Origin of the sequence: Limihaloglobus sulfuriphilus (genome assembly GCF_001999965.1) — a bacterium.
Lineage (GTDB): Bacteria > Planctomycetota > Phycisphaerae > Sedimentisphaerales > Sedimentisphaeraceae > Limihaloglobus > Limihaloglobus sulfuriphilus.
The window spans coordinates 3,601,529-3,621,062 of record NZ_CP019646.1 but is presented as its reverse complement, the minus strand read 5'-3'; the positions used below and the strand labels follow the sequence as shown (position 1 = coordinate 3,621,062).

General features: G+C 47.2%; 12 protein-coding genes. 6 read left to right on the top strand and 6 right to left on the bottom strand.

Features of this window, described 5'->3' with window-relative positions; translation table 11 throughout:
- Positions 1-7 precede the first annotated feature (7 nt).
- From mgrA to SMSP2_RS13830, 4 genes are all read right to left on the bottom strand, one after another.
- Positions 8-1,003 (bottom strand): L-glyceraldehyde 3-phosphate reductase, encoded by a 996-nt coding sequence (mgrA, locus tag SMSP2_RS13845; RefSeq protein ID WP_146684620.1) that lies wholly within the window; start codon positions 1,001-1,003, stop codon positions 8-10.
- Between the two features lie 364 nt (positions 1,004-1,367).
- Positions 1,368-1,631: a hypothetical protein gene (locus SMSP2_RS13840; RefSeq protein WP_146684619.1), complete on the bottom strand. Its 264-nt coding sequence runs from the start codon at positions 1,629-1,631 to the stop codon at positions 1,368-1,370.
- Between the two features lie 270 nt (positions 1,632-1,901).
- Positions 1,902-7,961 (bottom strand): right-handed parallel beta-helix repeat-containing protein, encoded by a 6,060-nt coding sequence (locus tag SMSP2_RS13835; RefSeq protein WP_146684618.1) that lies wholly within the window; start codon positions 7,959-7,961, stop codon positions 1,902-1,904.
- A 74-nt stretch (positions 7,962-8,035) separates the two neighbouring features.
- Entirely contained in the window at positions 8,036-9,583 is a 1,548-nt protein-coding gene (locus SMSP2_RS13830; RefSeq protein ID WP_146684617.1) for a sialate O-acetylesterase, read from the bottom strand.
- An 817-nt stretch (positions 9,584-10,400) separates the two neighbouring features.
- Here SMSP2_RS13830 and SMSP2_RS13825 point away from each other — a divergent pair.
- The 5 genes from SMSP2_RS13825 to SMSP2_RS13805 all read left to right on the top strand — a co-directional run bounded on the left by SMSP2_RS13825 (position 10,401) and on the right by SMSP2_RS13805 (position 16,066).
- A complete protein-coding gene (locus SMSP2_RS13825) occupies positions 10,401-11,708 on the top strand; it encodes a transposase (protein WP_146682385.1) in 1,308 nt (435 codons plus the stop codon).
- Positions 11,709-12,053: 345 nt separating this feature from the next.
- The gene (locus tag SMSP2_RS13820) at positions 12,054-13,100 is read left to right on the top strand and encodes a TRAP transporter substrate-binding protein (RefSeq protein WP_222566365.1); all 1,047 of its coding nucleotides are present in this window, start codon (positions 12,054-12,056) and stop codon (positions 13,098-13,100) included.
- Positions 13,100-13,627 carry a TRAP transporter small permease gene (locus SMSP2_RS13815; RefSeq protein ID WP_146684616.1) on the top strand — a complete coding sequence of 176 codons (528 nt, stop codon included), beginning with the start codon at positions 13,100-13,102 and terminating at the stop codon, positions 13,625-13,627. The genes SMSP2_RS13820 and SMSP2_RS13815 overlap by 1 nt, the downstream gene beginning before the upstream one ends.
- The gene (locus SMSP2_RS13810) at positions 13,624-14,940 is read left to right on the top strand and encodes a TRAP transporter large permease (RefSeq protein ID WP_146684615.1); all 1,317 of its coding nucleotides are present in this window, start codon (positions 13,624-13,626) and stop codon (positions 14,938-14,940) included. Before SMSP2_RS13815 ends, SMSP2_RS13810 begins: the two co-directional genes overlap by 4 nt.
- Positions 14,941-14,953: 13 nt before the next feature.
- The gene (locus SMSP2_RS13805; protein WP_146684614.1) at positions 14,954-16,066 is read left to right on the top strand and encodes a glucokinase; all 1,113 of its coding nucleotides are present in this window, start codon (positions 14,954-14,956) and stop codon (positions 16,064-16,066) included.
- Between the two features lie 11 nt (positions 16,067-16,077).
- Here SMSP2_RS13805 and SMSP2_RS13800 read toward each other — a convergent pair whose 3' ends face one another.
- Positions 16,078-17,652: a S8 family peptidase gene (locus tag SMSP2_RS13800; protein WP_146684613.1), complete on the bottom strand. Its 1,575-nt coding sequence runs from the start codon at positions 17,650-17,652 to the stop codon at positions 16,078-16,080.
- Between the two features lie 333 nt (positions 17,653-17,985).
- Positions 17,986-18,216, bottom strand: a complete 231-nt coding sequence (locus SMSP2_RS13795; RefSeq protein ID WP_146682568.1) for a hypothetical protein — start codon at positions 18,214-18,216, stop codon at positions 17,986-17,988.
- 110 nt (positions 18,217-18,326) lie between these two features.
- On the opposite strand from SMSP2_RS13795, the gene SMSP2_RS13790 reads away from it, so the two are divergent.
- Positions 18,327-19,478 carry an ISAs1 family transposase gene (locus SMSP2_RS13790; RefSeq protein ID WP_146682569.1) on the top strand — a complete coding sequence of 384 codons (1,152 nt, stop codon included), beginning with the start codon at positions 18,327-18,329 and terminating at the stop codon, positions 19,476-19,478.
- Positions 19,479-19,534: the final 56 nt, after the last annotated feature.

Sequence of the window (19,534 nt, the reverse complement as noted above, 5' to 3'; positions counted from 1 at the left end):
AGGTTTGTTATTTACCCTTTAGAATCGCGTCAATACGGGCAAGCTCATCATCGCTGAACTCGAGCTTGTCCAGTGCGGCGATGTTCTGCTCTATCTGCTCGACGCGGCTGGCTCCTATAAGAGCGCTTGTAACGCGGCTGTCCCGCAGTGTCCATGCCAGCGACATCTGAGCGAGCGACTGGCCGCGATCTCCGGCGATATCGTTAAGGCTGACGAGTTTTTTGCGAACCTCTTCTGTCACAGCATCCTCCGGCAGGCCGGTGCCGTCTTTGGCAGCGCGTGAATCCCGGGGAATCCCCTTGAGGTACTTATCCGTAAGAAGCCCCTGAGCCAGCGGACAGAACGGGATACAGCCGATACCCTCTTTTTCGAGCACATCGAGAAGCCCGTCCTCAATCCAGCGGTTGAGCATCGAGTAATTCGGCTGATGTATCAGGCACGGCGTGCCCATATCGCGGAGTATCTCGGCGGCACGTCTGGTCATATCCGGCGGATAGCTCGATATACCCGCGTAAAGTGCCTTTCCCTGCCGCACGGCATTATCCAGAGCCCCCATCGTCTCCTCCAGCGGCGTATCAGGGTCGGGCCGGTGTGAGTAAAAGATATCGACATACTCAAGCCCCATGCGTTTCAGGGACTGATCGAGGGATGCGGTAAGATACTTGCGGCTGCCCCACTCGCCGTACGGCCCCGGCCACATCAGATAGCCCGCCTTGGTAGAGATCACCAGCTCATCGCGGTAGCCGCCAAGCTCGCCGCTGAGTATTTTGCCGAAGTTCTCCTCCGCGGCCCCTGGCGGCGGGCCGTAATTGTTGCCAAGGTCAAAATGAGTGATTCCCAGATCAAACGCCCTGCAAACCATCTTGCGGGCGTTTTCGATATCATCAGAATCGCCGAAATTGTGCCACAGCCCCAGCGAGGTCGCCGGCAGTTTAAGCCCGCTTCTGCCGCAGCGGTTATATACCATTTTTTCGTAACGTTTGTCGTCTGCTTGGTATCTCATTTGTTACCTGCTTTCTTTTTCGTTTTTTTTTGGCATTTCGACCGGCAATGGCCAGAATCGTCTGCCTGCTATTTACTCCATTTTACTAAAATATGATTGATCATCAAGCAGTAGCATAAAATATCAAGCCCGAACTTCTCAGACTGCCCGCCAGGCAGGGATGCCTGCCCTGCCTATCACGGTGCCGAGGTTCTGATTGCACTACGCGTCGGTCTTGCATTTGTAGAGCAAATTCACGAATTTGCTCCAACCGTTCAACATCATTTAAACGCACAATTACCCCCGGCTAACGCTGGTACCCTGTTTTGGTTATTTTAATGTTGTTTCGGGAAGTTGGCGTTTTGAGAAAATTCATGAATTTTCTCTACAGAAAGTTAATCGCTTTTTGTCCGTTGAGCGGCGTTAAAAATTTCAGCGGCCTTTCGGACAAAGCAGTTTTAAAAGCGGTTCCACGCTGCGTTTGCCGCCGCACCCCAAAGTGGAGCAAGCATCCTGCTTGCCATTCAAAGCGGGCATTCCGGCCCGCTCTGCCAATGTCAACCGAGACGGTTGACCTACTTATGGGCTTCCGCCCCTTGTTGTCATAATAATACATCCAGGGATAACCCATCGTATTGTCGTCCTTCATAATCCGCATACCGTATATATGTAAAACGGTACGGCTAAGCTGCTTATCGTCTATTGTTCATTATCCACCGTCTATTGAATCATACCACAGATTTTCCGATTTCAAGCCTATAACACTTTTCAACCACACATATAACATTTTGATCTAAAAGGACTTATTAACAAAAAAGACCAAGTTCCTTTATTTCTCTCAAACCAAAACCAAATGACATCAAAATTCCAATAAAGCTATATATAACAAGATATTATAAATAAAAGGTCCCGCAGTCCTTTATTTCTCCTCAAGCCAGTATTCGGCAAAAAGTGCCAAGTCGAAAATGTCTACAACTCCATCCTCATGCAAATCACATTGTTCGTTAAAATTGATATCTTCCACTGTCGACTGCCATGCATTTGCCAGAACAGCAAAATCCCGAAGATTCACTCCGTCGTTACCGACAAAATCTCCAGTTATAAATTCATAAGCCCCCATATCTACAGCCGTCCCAACAATTCGAGTTTTGCCATCCAGATCGAATTCCAGCGGATTGCCTTCCGAATCAATAGCTAAAGCATTACTGCCTGCATCTCTTGCTGGACTGTTGGATTGCAATCTCAAGTCGCCAAGGTCATCATCTTCGGTGCCCCAAACACCATCAGGCCCAGCAGAAGGATTACGGATAAACAGTGGATCTGCCGGTTGGCTTAGCGTACCCGTAATATTGCTGACACCATCAATTAATCCTTCAATTCCCACACCGACCAAACTGGCATTAACTTCAACGGTATCTTCTTCTTTGAAAGAGACATCAATGTATGCGTCATCATCGGATTCATTTTTGGCTATGATAGAATTGTTTACAATGTAAGTACTCCCCATAAATCCACTCAAGCCTCCTCCTCCATTTACTGATTTGTTTCGACTAATCGACGAATTGTTTATTACCAAAGTGCCAGCCATTGTAAACATTCCTGCTCCTGATGTGGCACAATTTCCTATAATAAGGCAGTTATTAACCTCTACGTGATCGCAATTACTCTCGACGAAAAGTCCTGCACCATAAGCAGCAACATTTTGAACTATCAAGCATCTATTAACCTCTAAACGAGTTCCTTCACCGCAATATAAAGTCCCATACATATTGTGTCGTGAACCGTTCTTGGTTATGCAACAATCCGTTAAATTAACTATGCTGTTAACCGCACTAATCCCTGTCCCTTTGACATCACGATAATCACCAAAACACTCTCGTATAATGCAATTTTTCATCATTAGCCTGGCATTTTCACATGCTACTCCTCCACCGTTGTCAGAATAGCCATTTGAAATAGTTAAATTGGTAATTGTCACCGCCGTACCTGTGATCGTAAATATTCGGCTCTCCTGATTACCACTGATCGTCAGTAAATCGGGGTCCGGCCCCGTAATTGTAACAGAACTGTCTATCACAAGATGGGTTCCGTTGAGAACGATCGTCCCTGAAAGCCCCGGTAAAAAAGTTATCTCTGTTCCCAGAGCTTTCTGATATATCAATGCTTCCCGCAGAGATACATGCCCGTCTTCAGAATCAACTATATCGGCGAGGGTATTGACAACAGTGGACGGTGTTTCCAGCGGATATTCAAATGCACCAATATCGACAGTGTCTCCCATGATCCGTGGATTGCCATAAGCATCCGCTACCAGTGGATTACCCTGATTATCAAAGACATACGCACCTGATCCTGCTTCAAAGGCAGGAGTGCCTTGTTCAAGCCGCAAATTACCATAGTCATCATCATCAGTTCCCCAAATACCATCTACACCAGAATATGGGATCGCCATAAACAGCGGATCAATAGGGGCAGTGGCAGTACCAACAAGATTGCCGTTTACGCCATTGGTCAAGGCTGACTGACCGGAGCCATCAGAAAGAATATTGTGCTCACCAGTAATGTTATTACTCAAATCGTATATGTTCTTGCCACCTGGAGCATTATTGTCGGCGAATATACTATTATAAAGAGCAACTGAACCATCCGTGTTAATGAAAACTCCGCCACCGTCAGTTCCTGCAGAGTTACCCGCAACAGAAACATTGAATAAATCTACCTGACTTGTATTGACATAGATCGCACCGCCAGAATCAACAGACTCATTGCCTGCAAATACCGTATTATAATAAAAAGCTGATCCACCTTCAGCACACAAGCCCCCTCCAAAAGTGGAAGTATTACCCTGTATGAAACTGTTATGTGTTACAATGGTTCCAGCTTCAGAATAAACGCCGCCTCCGGATTCAGCAGAATTACGGAGAAAATCCGTTTTGCGAAGTGTTATTTCGCCGGATTGTGCATAGAGCCCACCGCCGGAATAACTTGCGGAGTTATGTGAAATGTCACAGTCTGTCAATTGGGCTGTACCTGATTCAACAAATACCCCTGCACCGGATTCACCAGAATGACCAGTTATACTGCTGTTGTTCAATTGCAATGAACCTGCAGCCATATAAATCCCGCCTCCTAAGTCAGCGTAGTTGCTGGAAAAATTACAGTCACTAATTGATACTGTTCCAACTTCTGCATAGTTGCCTCCGCCACTAATAGCATTATTGGATGCAACGAAAGAATCGGTTAAATTCAGAGAGCCCGATTCGATAAGTATTCCTCCTCCAAAATCAGCCTGACCGTTAATAATATTTAGTCCCGATAAATTCACCTCTGCCTGATTGTATATATGAATGGCTCTGCTATTGCCCTGAGCATCTATGGTCGATATATCTTGTCCGCGACCAACAATGTTTACGGAGTCAAATATTTCCAGGGGAGCTCCGCTTAGGGAAATTATATCATCAAAATCCTCAGACAAAATTATTCTATCTGTGAAGAAGGCATTTCCTGCAGAAGCATCTCCACACGGCGAATTGGTATTGGCGGCAGTTAATGCCTCTCGAAATGTTACGTTGCCGTCAATGGCGATTTCATCAAGGTTGCTGTTTACTTCATAAACCATCTCCTCTAAAACATATTCGTAGGCACCAATATCTACAGTTGAATTAACAATTCTATTTGATCCCGATAGGTCTTCAGACAAGGCGGAGCCATCGGGGTTTACAGCGAAAGTATTATTACCAGCGTTAATAGCAGGACTTACATCTGCGAGTCTATAATCTCCCAGATCATCAAAGCCTTCTCCCCAAACACCATCAGAACCAAAAGAAATGCGACGCCTGAAGTTGGGATTTATGGGAAATTGAGATGTCCCGATAATGTTTCCGTTTATTCCATTTACGAGACCACCTTGCCCAGAACCGTCGCCAATCAGATTATTAGAGCCCGACAATGTTCCACCTGAGTATGAAATATCATCTCCATCTGATCCATCCGAACTATCTGTCATAGAAACAATTGTGTTGTTTAAAACGGTTGATCCTGATTCACCACGTACTCCAAAACCTATGGAATCCGAAATAGTGCAATTATTGATTTCAATGTTTCCGCCCTCATTTCTTACTCCTCCCTGCCACGAGCCATACGGATAATCTCTCTGGCCATTACCAATCATAAGCACATTAGATATCTTAACATCTCCTACAGTAGTAATGCCACTCCAATCGTTGCAGTTTATCTGGCTGTTAGTAACCATTATTGTATCTTCATTATTTCGACTCCAGATGCCATGATGTCCATTATCACTTATCACAGAATGCGATACATTTATATTGGCTCCATTTCCACGTTCAAACGGCATTATCCCGCTCCATTGGTTACCGCTTATCGTACAACCGGATATGCTTATACTGCCTCCATATCCTGCCAGAACTCCAAGGCAACTGCTATCTATTATGTTGCTATTTGTTATGGAGACAACTCCCTCAGATACAGTCATTGCGCCTTCCCAAAAACCAGGAGATTTGGGGCCTGCGTTTTGTAAGTTAATATCAGATAGAAGTGCATCACTACCTAAAAAGGAAAGGGATGCATCTTGACCCTCCACATTAACATTAGTAATTTCTGAACGTGAATTTCGGGCAAGAACAGCATTTCGACCAATATACCCATTACTGGCCTTCAGTTCGGCGTTTTCTATGTATATACCATCACCTGTATTGTCAGATATATCAAACTGTTTATATCTACCATAGTACTTGTAGCTATTTAGAGTCAAAGAACCAGAACTATAAATACCATCACCTGAATTGTTGTGAATTTTGACACCTTCTAATGTCAAGTTGCCTTCGTTGTAAATACAGCCCTTTCCTCCAGTAATATCCATGTACCTCAAACAAACATTGGTATCGGACCCCAAAATAGATATCACATTACTATTATCATTGCCATTTATCGTAATTGGGCGGTAAACAACACCTCCATGTATTGTAACATCATGAGTAATTACGAGAGGGCCAAGTGTAATGTAAAGTGCAAAGTCTGGGCTATGAAAACCCAATATGCTGATTGTGTTAAAACCGGAAACTCCTTGATTGATTTTGCTATAATAAATTGCTTCTCGTAATGAGATTTTCCCGTCATCAGGATCAGAATCTGATGATGTGGTAACAACCACAGAGGGGACATCCGCTTTTTGGCATTCGTATGCTCCAATATCCACTACAGCATCAATGACACGTCCCCGCTCCCCTAAATCAGAGAGAAGAGAACTGCCGTTTTTATCAACGGCACAAGAATTGAGAGCAGCGTCTATCGCTGGAGAATCAAGAAGCAGGCGAAAAACTCCGTCCTCCGCATTTATAAAACGCGGGTCGATTGGAGAAGATTCCGTTCCGATTAGATTCGCAGGGGAATCAAAACCACTTGCACCTTCGATAGTGCCGATAAGATTGTTCGTGCTGGCCGGGTCAAATGCTCCGCCAACATCTGCTGGACTATTATCAGCAACGATACTGTTGTCCATCCTTATCGTAGCTGATACCGCTTCGACCGCTGCATATTCGTACTGGCTGAAATTTCTGGAAATCGTATTCTGGCGAAGAGTTAGACTGCCGCTATGACCGTAAATTGCGGAACCGCCGGCTTTGGCATTGTTGTTTGATAGCAGTGAACTGTGCAAATATAAGTCTGCTTCGCCGTTTTGTTCGTTGCAATAGACAGCTCCCCCCCAATCCGCTACATTGTTATCAAATTCACACCATGCAATTGTTGATTGGCCAGCAGTCACTTCAACAGCACCACCCCAAATGGACTCATTTCCTACAAAAGTAGAATAGGTGATATGTACACCAGATAGTGAACATATCGCACCGCCACCTCCACCGATATCTTCAGATTGAGTTGCTATATTATACTCAAATTCACTATCTGACACTATTATATTGCCAGTATCATTGAGGATAGCGCCTCCGCTCAGGGCAGTATTGGTGCTAAATATAGATGCACTGATATTCAAAGTACTATCGCTGTAAACGGCTCCCCCACTAATAGCTGCCGAGTTAGACTCTAAAGTGCAGTCCGTGATCGTACAAGCGGACGTGCCATGGGAAATTATTCCACCGCCATATTCAGCTTCGTTATTTATAACGGTGGACTGGCTGATAGTCATAGGAGCATCGTCAACTTCCAATCCTCCCCCATATTCAGCGAGATTATTTTCTATTATACATCCAACAATCGATGAAGATGCAACATTTTCAACAGAAATGCCACCGCCATATTTGGATTGGTTATTGTGGAAGTGACAGGAGTCGATTGTTAGTTCAACTCCTGAGCCATCGGCATCTAAGCCAGCACCTGAATTATCCGGATAACTGTTATTGTAAAATTCACAACCGGTGAAAGTTGCTTGGCCGTCGTAGACTGCTACACCTCTTTTGCAGTTTCTGAACAGACTGTCAGTAACTTGGAGGTTGGGGCTTTTTGTGTACAAACCAATCTTTGCTTTTTCAAAAATGCAATGTTCCATGACGGAATTTGGTTCAGAAGTGTCATGAATTTCCAGCAAACGCCAGTAATCAGGAGTCGCATCGTCATCGGTCAGGTCATTATCAGGAGCGGTAAACGTAATCGGACTGTCAGGTTCGCCATCTGCAAATATTTTTCCTTCGTCAATCACCAGGGTTGGTCTTTTGCCTGCTGAGGTGTCGCAAAGGATTGTGGTGCCCGGAGCGATGTACAGATAATCACCAACAAACACATTCTCATGTAAAGTATAGTTCGGATGATTGCCAGTGAGCTTGCCGCCGCTGGAAACTACCAGATCGTCAAGACTAACTGCATAACAGAGCGAACTTATTGTCAGGCAAAAAGCGGAGATAATTAAGGGTCGAGGTCTCTTTGTTTTGACATTTCTACATATTTCCTTTATTTTCATAAAGTTACAATTGCTCAATTTGAATTTTTTGAAAGTATTATTCATATTATCCGTTTTGGAGTTCCGCCATAAATAGCGGACAGTTATATATTAAATTTACCTGCTTTCGTTTAGAATTATTATTTCGTCGTATATCCCCAGTCATCGGTTCTGAACGGGCTTGCCGGCAGTCCCTCGCTGTTAAACAGATTCGCGTATGTCCAGTCTGACCAGCCGTACCGCACGGCGGCGGGCTCGGCGACCTTGTCTGAATACACCAGCACGGTATCGCCGTCAATCTCCGCCTCTGCCCATACAAATTCCTGATCCCTGCCGGCTATCTGGAACCCCTTCGCCGCGTCTGCGTGAAAAGAAAGCCCCGCCGCGGTATGTTCAAAAGATATACGTATCTTTTCGCCCTCGAGCTTGTACCCCTTATAAAGCGGCCCGGAGTACACAATATCATCGAAACCGTATTCCTTTGCCAGCGCCGCCAGGCCGAGCCGGTACCCCACATCCAGCTTATTTTTAGGGTGTATATCGTAGGGCATACCGATATCGATCGTAACCGCCATCGCGGTACTGGGCAGTGAAAGCGTCTTAAACTGGCTCTCGCGAAGCTCGGCCCAGCTGCTCGGGCCAGGCTCTGCAACTTGCGGCCAGAGCGGATAAACTGTCTGTGGGTCGTTCTTGAGATAATTGGTCAACTGCACAAAGTAGAACGGAAAATCACCCTGTCCCCAGTCGTCTCTCCAGTTGTTTATCATCGCCGGAAACAGGCTTGCATATTGCCTGGCCCTGCCGGAATTCGATTCGCCCTGATACCAGATCGCGCCCTTGATTGTGTAGGGCATCAGCGGATGCAGCATAGCATTGTAGAGCCTGCCAGCGCGGTTCTGCGGCCTGAGCCCGAACGGCGGAAACGGCTTTGACGGCGGCCGTTTGCCCAGCTTTTTCGCATCTTCAACCTCGCGGCCCCACTGCTCAAGCATCTGGTCGTATTCCTTCTGGTATTTGTCCTGGTTTGCCAGAATCACCTTGTCTTCTTCAAGTATCGAGACAAAACGCTCATCGTTTTCAAGCACAGAAACCTTTGTCCACGCCTCCGCCGGCGTGCCGCCCCAGCTGTTGTCGATAAGCCCGATAGGGTATCCGGTGTTGGCATGCAGCAGCTTTCCGAAGTAATAGCCGACCGCGCTGAAGGTTGAAAGCGTCTCCGGCGTGCACTCCTGCCACCGGCCGCCGCAGTTTTCCATGGGCGTCTCAGACGTATCAGGTTCTACCGTAAAGAATCGAATATCAGGGTTGCTCTCCGACTTATGGAGTTTATAATGCTCATCGCGGAGCATCGGGAACTGCATGTTCGACTGGCCGGAACATAACCAGATCTCGCCTGGGGTAACATTCTGTATCTCTACAGAACCGTCGGCGTCGGCTATCGTCATATTCCAGCTTTTGCCCGCGGCCGGAGTCTTTATCTGGGCCTGCCACTTTCCGTTCTCGTCCGCTCTCGTCTTGACGGTTTGGCCGCCCCAGCCGGTTTTGATTGTGATTTCACCGCTGCCCCGGCCCCACAGCTTAACGCTGGAAGACTGCTGAACGACCATATTATCCGAAATAAGCGAAGGAAGCTCCAATTGACAAAATCCTAATGAACCTGTTAACATAACAAATAATAAATATCTCATTTTTACGTCCTTTGAAACATATTGCTAAAACATTATTAGAACTCCCAATAAGTCAAATGTCAAGAGTAATTAAACGCGGCAGAATCCTCCCAAAACATTCCCCGCACAACCCCGTCCACTTTTCTCCAGCCTGTCAATGTTAAACACTTTGCAGTGCGCGCGACAACGAGCACAGCGAGGCGGCGCCGCTTTTGCTTAATTCCCAATTAAAACATCCGACGGGATTACAGGATAAACAGGATTAAAAAATTCAATAAAATCCTGTCAGAATTTCTTATGCCTTATGCCTATTGCCTATTGCCTAATGCCTGATTCCGGTTTTCTGTGGCTCAAATGCTTTAATCCACCACGGAGGACACGGAGGGCACGGAGAGCATAATTGATTATTATTTACCATGAAGGCATTGAAGGCAATGAAGAAAATTCGCAAGTTGAACAAAATAAAATACTTAAATAAAATCCTGTTATTCCTGTAATCCTGTCAGAATTTCTTATGCCTGATTCATATTGCCTGATTAGTGTCAATTCTCGTCCATCCGTGGTTTTCATTCCTAGTTCATAATTCTTAATTCTTAATTCCTAATTCCTAATTCGAGCTATTCCGTTTGTTTGTAAGTTGTTGAGCGGGTGGATTTAGCAACGGCAGTGAAACCGATTTTCCCCCTTTTTCTCTGGCTTCAGGCCTGATTCGAGCGAAAAAAACATTAAAAAACCTCAAATTGCCCCCATAGAAAAATGGTAAATCATTTTGCATGTGATATAATATAAGACATTAAACCAAAAGAACTTATATTATATTCTACAAAAGGATTTACCAATGGCTAATATACCACAACCCAGCTTGTTTTGCTACCAAAATGTTGAAAATCTCGGAGATTTAGAGCGGCTCGACCTGTTACTCAAGACGCTCGACGATGAACAACTAATGCAAACACTCGAAAAACGCCGCGGCAATGGACGTGATGACTACCCGATACGGGCCAGTTGGAACTCAATGCTTGCCGGCATCGTATTTGGGCACAACACCATCGAAGCTCTTCGCCGGGAGCTTTCTCGCAACGGTCAGCTCAGGGATATCTGCGGTTTTGATCCTCTCAAAGAGCACCCGGTACCATCATCAAACGCCTATACCAACCTGCTCAAGTCGCTTATGGAGTATCCGGCAGAAGTAGCCGGTATTTTCCAGAATCTTCTGGAGTGTCTTGCCCGGGAACTGCCCGGCTTTGGTCAGCGTATAGCGATTGACAGCAAAGTCATCCAGAGTGCGGCAAACTCCGGTTCAGAAAATAAGCCTGACGGCAGAAGGGATACTGACGGCGGCTGGGCAACAAAAACTTACACAGATAAAAACGGTAAGATTATCAAAAAAACAACGATATTTGGTTACAAGGTTCATCTGGCAGTGGATGCCAATTATGAACTGCCGATAGCACGTATCGTAACGCCGGGTAATGACAATGATATGTTAGAGGCGTACAATCTGGTTGACGCCTGTCCCTCAAAGGCTCTTGAGAAGTGCGAATATCTCTCGGCAGACAAAGGCTATGATTGCGGCGATTTCAAGCTATGGTTATGGAAGGAGCACGATATACGTGCTGTTGTTGATACTCGCAATATGACGCAGTTGGAACATAGCCCGGTTGAAGGCCTTGACAGGATATATTACAACCAGCAGGGTGAGGTGTTCTGCAAGTGCTGCAAGGGGGGAGAACTCAACAAGATGTGCAACAGGGGTTTTGAGAAGGATAGAGACAGTATCAAGTTCGGTTGCCCGGCACACCATCAAGGGCTGACATGCCCCGCATCAGGGAGTTGTCCAATTGGCAAGAGTATCAGGATCGGGTTGGAAAAAGACCCGCGTATCTTTATGGCTTTGCCGCGGGACAGCTATAAATGGAAAGACGAATACAAAAAACGGACTTCTGTCGAGAGGGTCAACAGTCGGCTCGATGTCTCCTTTGGTTTTGAAACTCACTATATTCGAGGCCTTAAAAAAATGCAGATGCGAGTAGACCTGGCACTGATCACGATGTTAGGCACGGCATTGGGGTACGTGAAAACCAAGCAGCCGCACTACATACGCTCACTGGTTAAATCAGAGTCGATCAAAATATCAGCCGCATAACAACGCAAATACAAACCAACAAACTACCTGCCACACTATCGGTGCGCCTAAAATCACACGACCAGAAGAAACACACACCAGGCTCGCCCCGACTGCTCCCCCAAAGCACGCCCGCAAGCCGAGGAAACGCCGATTAATCCGCATTAACCTACTGGGTATCAATAGTATTTTGTGGCAAATTTTCTGAAAAGCCTTACAAACGGAATTGCTCAATCTTAATTCTTAACTAATTCCCCTTTACATTTAGTTGTTTTTCGGTTAAAATCCAAGATTGTTTCTGCGTAGAGAAACTTAACCGTTTATAAATACAAAATAATTAAAGGGCTTTTGAATAAGGAGAGTCTTATGAAAGCTGATGTTACATTAAAAACTCTGGTTGTTGCCATGGCTTTAATTATTGCCGTTTGCGGCTGTAAAAAGGACGATGCACCTGCCGCCGGCGAGGGCTCTGATGCTGCGCCGGTTAAGGCGATCAAACTTTCTTATGCCAACTTCCCGCCGGCACCGACATTCCCCTGTGTCCAGATGGAAAGGTGGAAAGACGAGGTAGAAAAACGCACTGGCGGAGCTGTTGAGATAAACACCTACCCGGGCGGCTCACTGCTCGAGGCAAAGGACATGATGGACGGCGTTATAAGCGGCCAGGCCGACATCGGCTGCCTGTGCATGGCATATCAGCCGGGCAGGTTTGTCGTTACAAACGCTCTGAGCCTGCCTCTGGGCATAGAAGACGCCGCGACAGGCTCAAAGGCGCTGCTCAAGCTGTATCAGCAGTTTGAGCCCGAGGAATTCGCCGACGTAAAGGTGCTTGCCATGTTTACCACCGCACCGTCTAACATCATGAGCAAAAAGCCAGTCCGCACAGCCGCCGATATGAAGGGCGTTAACCTGCGGGCCAGCGGCGGCGCGGCGAGAATCCTCGAAGCCTGGGGAGCCAACCAGGTCGGGATGCCGATGTCCGAAACGCCCGAGGCACTGCAGAAAGGCGTTGTCGAGGGGCTTTTCTCCTCGCTGGAAGTGATGAAAGACTTCAAATACGCCGACATCTGCAAATACGTTACCATGACAGACACAGTTGTGTACCCATTCGCCGTAGTGATGAACAGGCAGAAATGGCAGAGTCTGCCCGAAGATGTCAAGGCCGTCATGGAAGATATGATCGAGGAGCAATCCCTCTGGACAGGCGAGTATATGGACGAGCATGTAAACGAATCTATGGAGTACTCGACCGGCGAGCAGGGTGTTGAGGTGATCGAGCTCTCTGCCCAGGACAAAGCCGAACTCGACGCGATGCTGGCGCCAATGGTAGTGGAATGGATACAGCAGAACTCCGCAGAAATAGACACACAGGCCATAATAACCGCAATAAAAGAATACATCTCCTCTGAATAATGCAAGAAAACAAAAACAGCCGCTTAGAAACACTGCTTCTTAGATTTAATACGCTGATACTCGCAATCGCCGGTATTTCTCTGATTTCAATGATGCTGCTCACCTGTGCGGCAATCGTCTCAAGATGGCTGGGCAGCCCCCTTAAGGGCAGTGTGGAGCTTATGGGTCTTCTCGGCGCAGTAACTGCCGCCATGGGTCTGGGATACGCCCAGATGAAAAAGGACTTTATAGCCGTCACCGTCCTGGTTGACCTGATGCCGCCGGTAATATCAAGGATTCTAAAATCTCTCAACGATCTGATATGTATGGCTTTTTCGCTGATCGCGGCGGTATTTATCATCAAATATGCCATGACAATACAGGCTTCAAACGAAGTTACAGAGACGCTTAGAATAATTTTCCACCCGTTTATATATATAACCGGTATCGGTTTCGCGGTACTTGCCGCAGCGTATCTTGTTGACATTATCCTCGTGATAAAGGCCCATACCACCGGCAAAAACCCCCACCTGGAGGACGCGATATGAGCCTGACCATGATTGGAATCACGGGAATAATCGCACTGGTTGCAATGCTTTTTCTGCTGGCAACGCCGGTAAGTTTCGCGATGGCGGTTGTCGGCTTTATCGGCTTCTCCGCGGTAACATCGCTCGACGCGGGCACCAGCATGGTAAGTACCGTCCTGTGGGGAACTTTCAGCAAATACAGCTTCACCCTGATACCGCTGTTTATATTCATGGGACAGATCGTTTTCCATTCCGGCGTAAACCAGAAGCTCTACAACGCCGCGTATAAGTGCATCGGGCATATATCCGGCGGCCTGGCAATGGCGACAATCGCCGCCTGCGCAGCCTTCGCCTCAATCTGCGGTTCAAACACCGCCACCGCCGCGACAATGACTACCGTGGCATACCCCGAAATGAAAAAATACAAGTACGACTCAATGCTCAGCTTAGGCTCGATCGCGTGCGGCTCGACGCTGGGCGTTGTCATTCCGCCAAGTGTTGTGCTGATAATCATAGGCCTCTCAACAGAGCAATCAGTTACAAAGCTCTTCTACGGCGGCATAGGTGCAGGGCTGTTTGTGAGTCTGGCCCTTGTGCTGACAGTTTACATAATCTGCAGAGTAAACCCCGCCGGCGGGCCTGCCGGGCCGAAATTCAGCTTCAAAGAAAGGATAACCGCCCTGCTCAGCGCTTATGAGATGATAATACTGTTTCTGCTGGTAATACTCGGGCTGCATTTCGGCGTTTTCACACCTACCGAAGCCGGCGCCGTAGGGGCGTTTCTGGCTATGCTTCTGGGAATTGTACAGCGAAACCTGACCCTCAAAGGCCTGATAAAAGCCATAGAAGAAACCATCAGGGCATCATGTATGGTCATAACACTGGTTGCCGGCGCGATGATTTTCGGCAGATTTCTCGCCGTAACACGCATACCGTACGAGCTGGCCGAATGGGTATCTTCGCTTGCGGTGCCCTCATTTGTCGTTATGGCGGCGATTTTCTCGCTCTACATACTTGGCGGAGCAATGATGGACTCGCTGGGGCTTCTGCTTATCACGATACCGATTTTCTTCCCCGTAGCGGACAAGCTCGGCTACGACCCGCTGTGGTTCGGCGTAATAATTACCGTTATCACTACACTCGGAGCTATCACGCCGCCGGTAGGCGCTACAACATTCGTTGTCGGGGCGATGGCAAAGGACGAAAACCTCAAAACTGTTTTTAAGGGTGTTCTTTACTTTATTCCCACCTATGTTTTGTGTATAATACTCATGACAGCGTTTCCAAAAATTATTACGCTGCTTCCGGCGTTTATGGATACTTTGATAAAATAATGAGGCACTTGACATGACCGATTTTACGATTAACTGGAAAACAGATAAGATAGAATTCGAAAACATAACACTTGCCGGCGATATCGGCGGCACAAACACAAACATCGCCTTTGTCGGCCATCATAACGGCAATTTCGAAGTGATTGTCGAGTGCGTCTTTGAGACACAGAGGCTCTCAAGCTGCGTAGAAGCCGTCCGCCACACACTCAAAGCCGTAGCCCAAAAGGCCCCCCAACTAAAAGCGGACAAATGCTGTATCAGCGCCGCGGGACCTGTGGTTGAGAATATCTGCACCCCCTCGCATATCAAATGGGACATAAACGCCTATGAGATAAACCAGCTTCTCAAAATACCAACAATGGTCATAAACGACTTCATGGCAATTAGTTACAGCCTGCCGCTGCTCGACGTAAACAATCCCGGCCAGATACTCCAGCTGCCTCACACAACAGGGCTCGTATCGCCGCAGGTGGGCAATATGCGTGCCATCGTCGGCGCGGGCACGGGACTGGGAACAGGCTTTCTAATCGGCCAGAAAGGAAACTACGTCGCCTGCCCCTCCGAGGCAGGACACATCAATTTCGCCGGCTTTGACTCCGAAACACGCCGCCTGAAAGACTTTGTCGGCAAGATTGTGGACTACTACAGCCCGGGCGTTGAGCCGATTGTCTCCGGCATGGGAATCGTGAACATCTTCAGGTTTTTCAAAGAATATAAGCGGATCCCCATCACAGGCGTTCTCGAAGAAATAGACCAGGCCGGCGACACGAACAAGCCCGGCCTGATAACAAAATACGCCCCGCAAAACCCGATTTGCGGCGATATTGTCCGGCTGTTCATCAAACTTTACGGAAAATTCGCATCAAACATCGCCGCCAGCCTGCTGCCCACCGTCGGACTCTACCTCGCAGGCGGTATCGTAACCAGAACGGAAAAATTCTTCCTCGAGGAAAACCTCTTCATGCACTACTTCGAGCAGAACTACAACCCGGTGATCAGAGAGGTTCTAAAGGCGATCCCGGTATATATCATACGCGACTACTCCGTATCACTCTACGGAGCGGCAAACGCCGCACACTGCGCAGGAAAAATGCCCAAAGGCTTCAGCCCAGAATTTGTCGGATAATGCCAATAAAACTAAATCCTCTTTTTACACGCCAAAGCCTGTAGTCTTACGGATTCGGCGATATTATCATCGTCAATCACGTCAACTTCTGCCAGGAACCTTTCAATAGTTGCCGGCTTGTTATCGGAGAGCCTTACGGCCCTGTCAACGGCTCTGCGGGCAATCTGTGAATTTCCCCCGGCCGCCATTTCAACAAATTCATTCTCCAGAGCAAGCCCCCTGGATTTAATCATATCTATTATCTGCCCGTCAATATAAACCCTTGTCAAGACCAAAAACCGGCAAACCTGCCGCGACGGGTTCCCGCGGCAGTCAAGCAGCTTCTCCAGTGCAGCCATCATCAAGTCTGTTTTAAACCTGAACCCCAGGAGCTCTTTGAGCAGGCCGCCGCAATTACCGCGTTCGCTGTATCGGTTGATCCGATAGCGGGTGAAGACCATCGCCGGCCGCCGGCAAAACACCGTCAGCCCGCCGCAAAGGGGCATAATCCAAGCCAGAGGCACAGCCGCGAAGACCATCAGCACACCGCCCTTTAAGCCGGATTGCGTGACACTCATATACGCCGCGGCAAACCCCGCCGCCAGTGAAAGAGCCGCTGCGTAGAACACCCATCTCGACGCCCGCACATGCCCCCTCGTCCAGGCACGTCTCAGGCCCCGCTGGAGCAAAATACAAACGCCGGCAAGCACACCGAACCAGGGGATCAAAATCCCCGGCCATTTCGCCAGATAATAAAACCTATCAACCGCCCGCAAAGAAGCCGCGCTGACAGCGCCGCTGCCGAGCTTGCCCTTGTAAAACAGGGGATCATCCAGAGGGGCAGCCCCACCTTCCAGGATACCGGCAACATCGATATCTCTGTCATTGGCGAACCTGATCATCTCGATTATACGGGCGGTAACCCTCGCCGTCGAATATGACGTGCCGCCGAGCTTGTAGCTCATGTTAACACTGCTGATCCCCCCGCCGCCGGGAAAACCGCGGATTTCATTATAATCGTAATGCCCCTCGGCACATATATCCACCCAGCCGCCGTAATTTGAATAGCCGGCCTTTTTGCCGTTTTTACACGCACCCACGGCGATCACCCCGTCATACGCGGCCGGATAACTCTTCTCCTCGCTGCCGTCATTGCCCGCCGCGGCAACGATTATCACACCCTCGCCTATGAGCCTTGAAATCAGCACCCGTTCCCGCTCGTCCGGCTCGCCGCGGCCGAAGCTGAGATTCACAATCACCCAGTCACCCCGGTTGGCAAGTTGATAATCCAGGATAGACTCAAGGTAAACGTAATAGAAACGCTCGTATATCTGGCCGACACTTAGCAAATCGGCGATCCTGAACTCATAATTGTCAGGGTTGGCGTAGGCAAATATCAGAGATTCGACAACCTCCCCGTGCGACTTGCCCTGCGATATCCTGATGCCCCCGCCCTGCTGCCCGGAGGTTACTTCCTTGAGGCTGTCTATCACATAGACTGATATCTTTCTCTGGCGGTGAGAGAGGCTCTGGCTCATCAGAAAATAGCCGGCACTTGTGAGTACCAGCAAAACCAGAACATGGCGGATTTTAATATTTTTTCCCATTTGAGCCTTATTATATCATCAGCATACAAACTATTCAAGACAAGAGATCCCCCGCCCCGTAAATATGCCTATTGCCCTACCTTATGCCTTATGCCTAATGCCTAATGCCTATTGCCTAATGCCTATTGCCTATTGCCTAATTCTTAATTAACTCCTCTGACAGGATTACAGGATAAACAGGATTATTATTTCTAATACATTTATCACCGCAAGAGTACACGCTTTAGCGTGCTTGTTGTCTTTTAAGCGTTTACAGGCTAAAGCCCGAACTCTTGCGGCGGCAATCGCAGGGCAGGCTCCCTGCCTGGAAACAGGGCAATCGCATCTAAAATATCATTTTTTAGGCTTTTCGGTTAGTTTTTTTCTTTCAAGGCGTGTTATCCGTATGATTTCGTCAGCATATTGTTGCACTAAGTCCATGAATTGGTTGTAACTATCTATGTCAGCCTGCAGTGCTTCAAGCTCATCCTTTGGGACATATCGCACAACATTGGCTCCATTTTTCCACGTTTGGTGGTTGAAATGCTGCCGGTTTTTCATCTGACATATTTTCCCTCGTTCCATTCGCTCTATTTTTGCGATTTTTTCTAATAATTTTATAGCTTTTTTGTCTTTTTCATTATAGTATAATATATAGTATTCTATATCTTTGCAACGTTAAAACGAGGAAAATTATGAAAAAAGAACAAAACCAACGCAGATTAATGGACTATTTTTCGACAATTGAAGACCCCAGAGTCGAGCGTACTCGCAAGCATGAGCTTAGTGATATTTTATCCATTGCAATTTGTGCAATAATTTGTGGCGCTGATGGATGGACACAGGTTGAAGAGTTCGCTCAGTGCAAAGAAGAGTGGTTTAAAAGTTTTCTTTCTTTGCCTAATGGCATTCCATCTCACGACACATTTGGACGAGTATTTTCTTCTCTCAAACCCGACTCATTTGAACAATGCTTCCTTGAATGGGTCAATGCCTTAGCCCAAAAGAGTGAAGGCAGGCTCATAGCCATTGACGGCAAGACTATGCGTAGAAGCGTTGATTATGCATCTGAAAAAGCGGCTGTTCACATGGTAAATGCCTGGTGCGACACCAACAAAATGGTCATTGGGCAGATTGCAACAGAAACCAAGAGCAATGAGATAACGGCTATACCTAAGCTCTTGGAGTTAATTGATTTAGATGGTGCAGTTGTAACAACTGATGCTATGGGCTGCCAAAAGGAAATTGCTAATGCTGTAATTGAAAATGATGGGGACTATATCTTGCAGCTAAAGGCAAATCAGACCGGCCTGCATAAAAATGCAGTTACCCTTTTTGATGAATGTATAGACGATAATGTCTATAATATTCAATATACTGTTGCAAGTGAAACTGATGGAGGCCACGGCAGGGTTGAAGAACGCACATTGCGGGCTGTTTCAAATGTAGGATTCCTTAACTCTGAAAAGAAGAACTGGGTCGGGCTCAAGAGCCTGATATGTGTGGAGGCAAAGAGGAGCATAGGAGATGAAACAAGCGTAGAGAAACGGTATTACATATCAAGCCTGACTTGCAAAAATCCGCCAAATTTACTCAAATATATCAGGGGCCACTGGGGGGTAGAGAACTCCTTGCACTGGTGTTTAGATATCAGCTTTGCCGACGATGAAAGGAGAATAAGAAAAGGTTATGGAGCAGAAAATTTTGCAAGGCTCTCACGAATAGCACTGAATCTGCTAAAACAGCAAACCAAGCACAAGGTCGGCATAAAGACCAGAAGGCTGTGCTGCGGCTGGAACGAGCAATACCTATATCGCGTGCTGACACAACAAAATAAAGGACTTTAGATGCGATTGCCCTGCTGCGTCTTCGGTTATTTATTTATTTAAATTGACAACAGGAC

Coding starts and splice junctions, on each gene's coding strand:
- mgrA (WP_146684620.1), bottom strand. CDS start 1,003: ATGAGATACCAAGCAGACGACAAACGTTACGAAAAAATGGTATATAAC.
- SMSP2_RS13840 (WP_146684619.1), bottom strand. CDS start 1,631: ATGAAGGACGACAATACGATGGGTTATCCCTGGATGTATTATTATGAC.
- SMSP2_RS13835 (WP_146684618.1), bottom strand. CDS start 7,961: ATGAATAATACTTTCAAAAAATTCAAATTGAGCAATTGTAACTTTATG.
- SMSP2_RS13830 (WP_146684617.1), bottom strand. CDS start 9,583: ATGAGATATTTATTATTTGTTATGTTAACAGGTTCATTAGGATTTTGT.
- SMSP2_RS13825 (WP_146682385.1), top strand. CDS start 10,401: ATGGCTAATATACCACAACCCAGCTTGTTTTGCTACCAAAATGTTGAA.
- SMSP2_RS13820 (WP_222566365.1), top strand. CDS start 12,054: ATGAAAGCTGATGTTACATTAAAAACTCTGGTTGTTGCCATGGCTTTA.
- SMSP2_RS13815 (WP_146684616.1), top strand. CDS start 13,100: ATGCAAGAAAACAAAAACAGCCGCTTAGAAACACTGCTTCTTAGATTT.
- SMSP2_RS13810 (WP_146684615.1), top strand. CDS start 13,624: ATGAGCCTGACCATGATTGGAATCACGGGAATAATCGCACTGGTTGCA.
- SMSP2_RS13805 (WP_146684614.1), top strand. CDS start 14,954: ATGACCGATTTTACGATTAACTGGAAAACAGATAAGATAGAATTCGAA.
- SMSP2_RS13800 (WP_146684613.1), bottom strand. CDS start 17,652: ATGGGAAAAAATATTAAAATCCGCCATGTTCTGGTTTTGCTGGTACTC.
- SMSP2_RS13795 (WP_146682568.1), bottom strand. CDS start 18,216: ATGGAACGAGGGAAAATATGTCAGATGAAAAACCGGCAGCATTTCAAC.
- SMSP2_RS13790 (WP_146682569.1), top strand. CDS start 18,327: ATGAAAAAAGAACAAAACCAACGCAGATTAATGGACTATTTTTCGACA.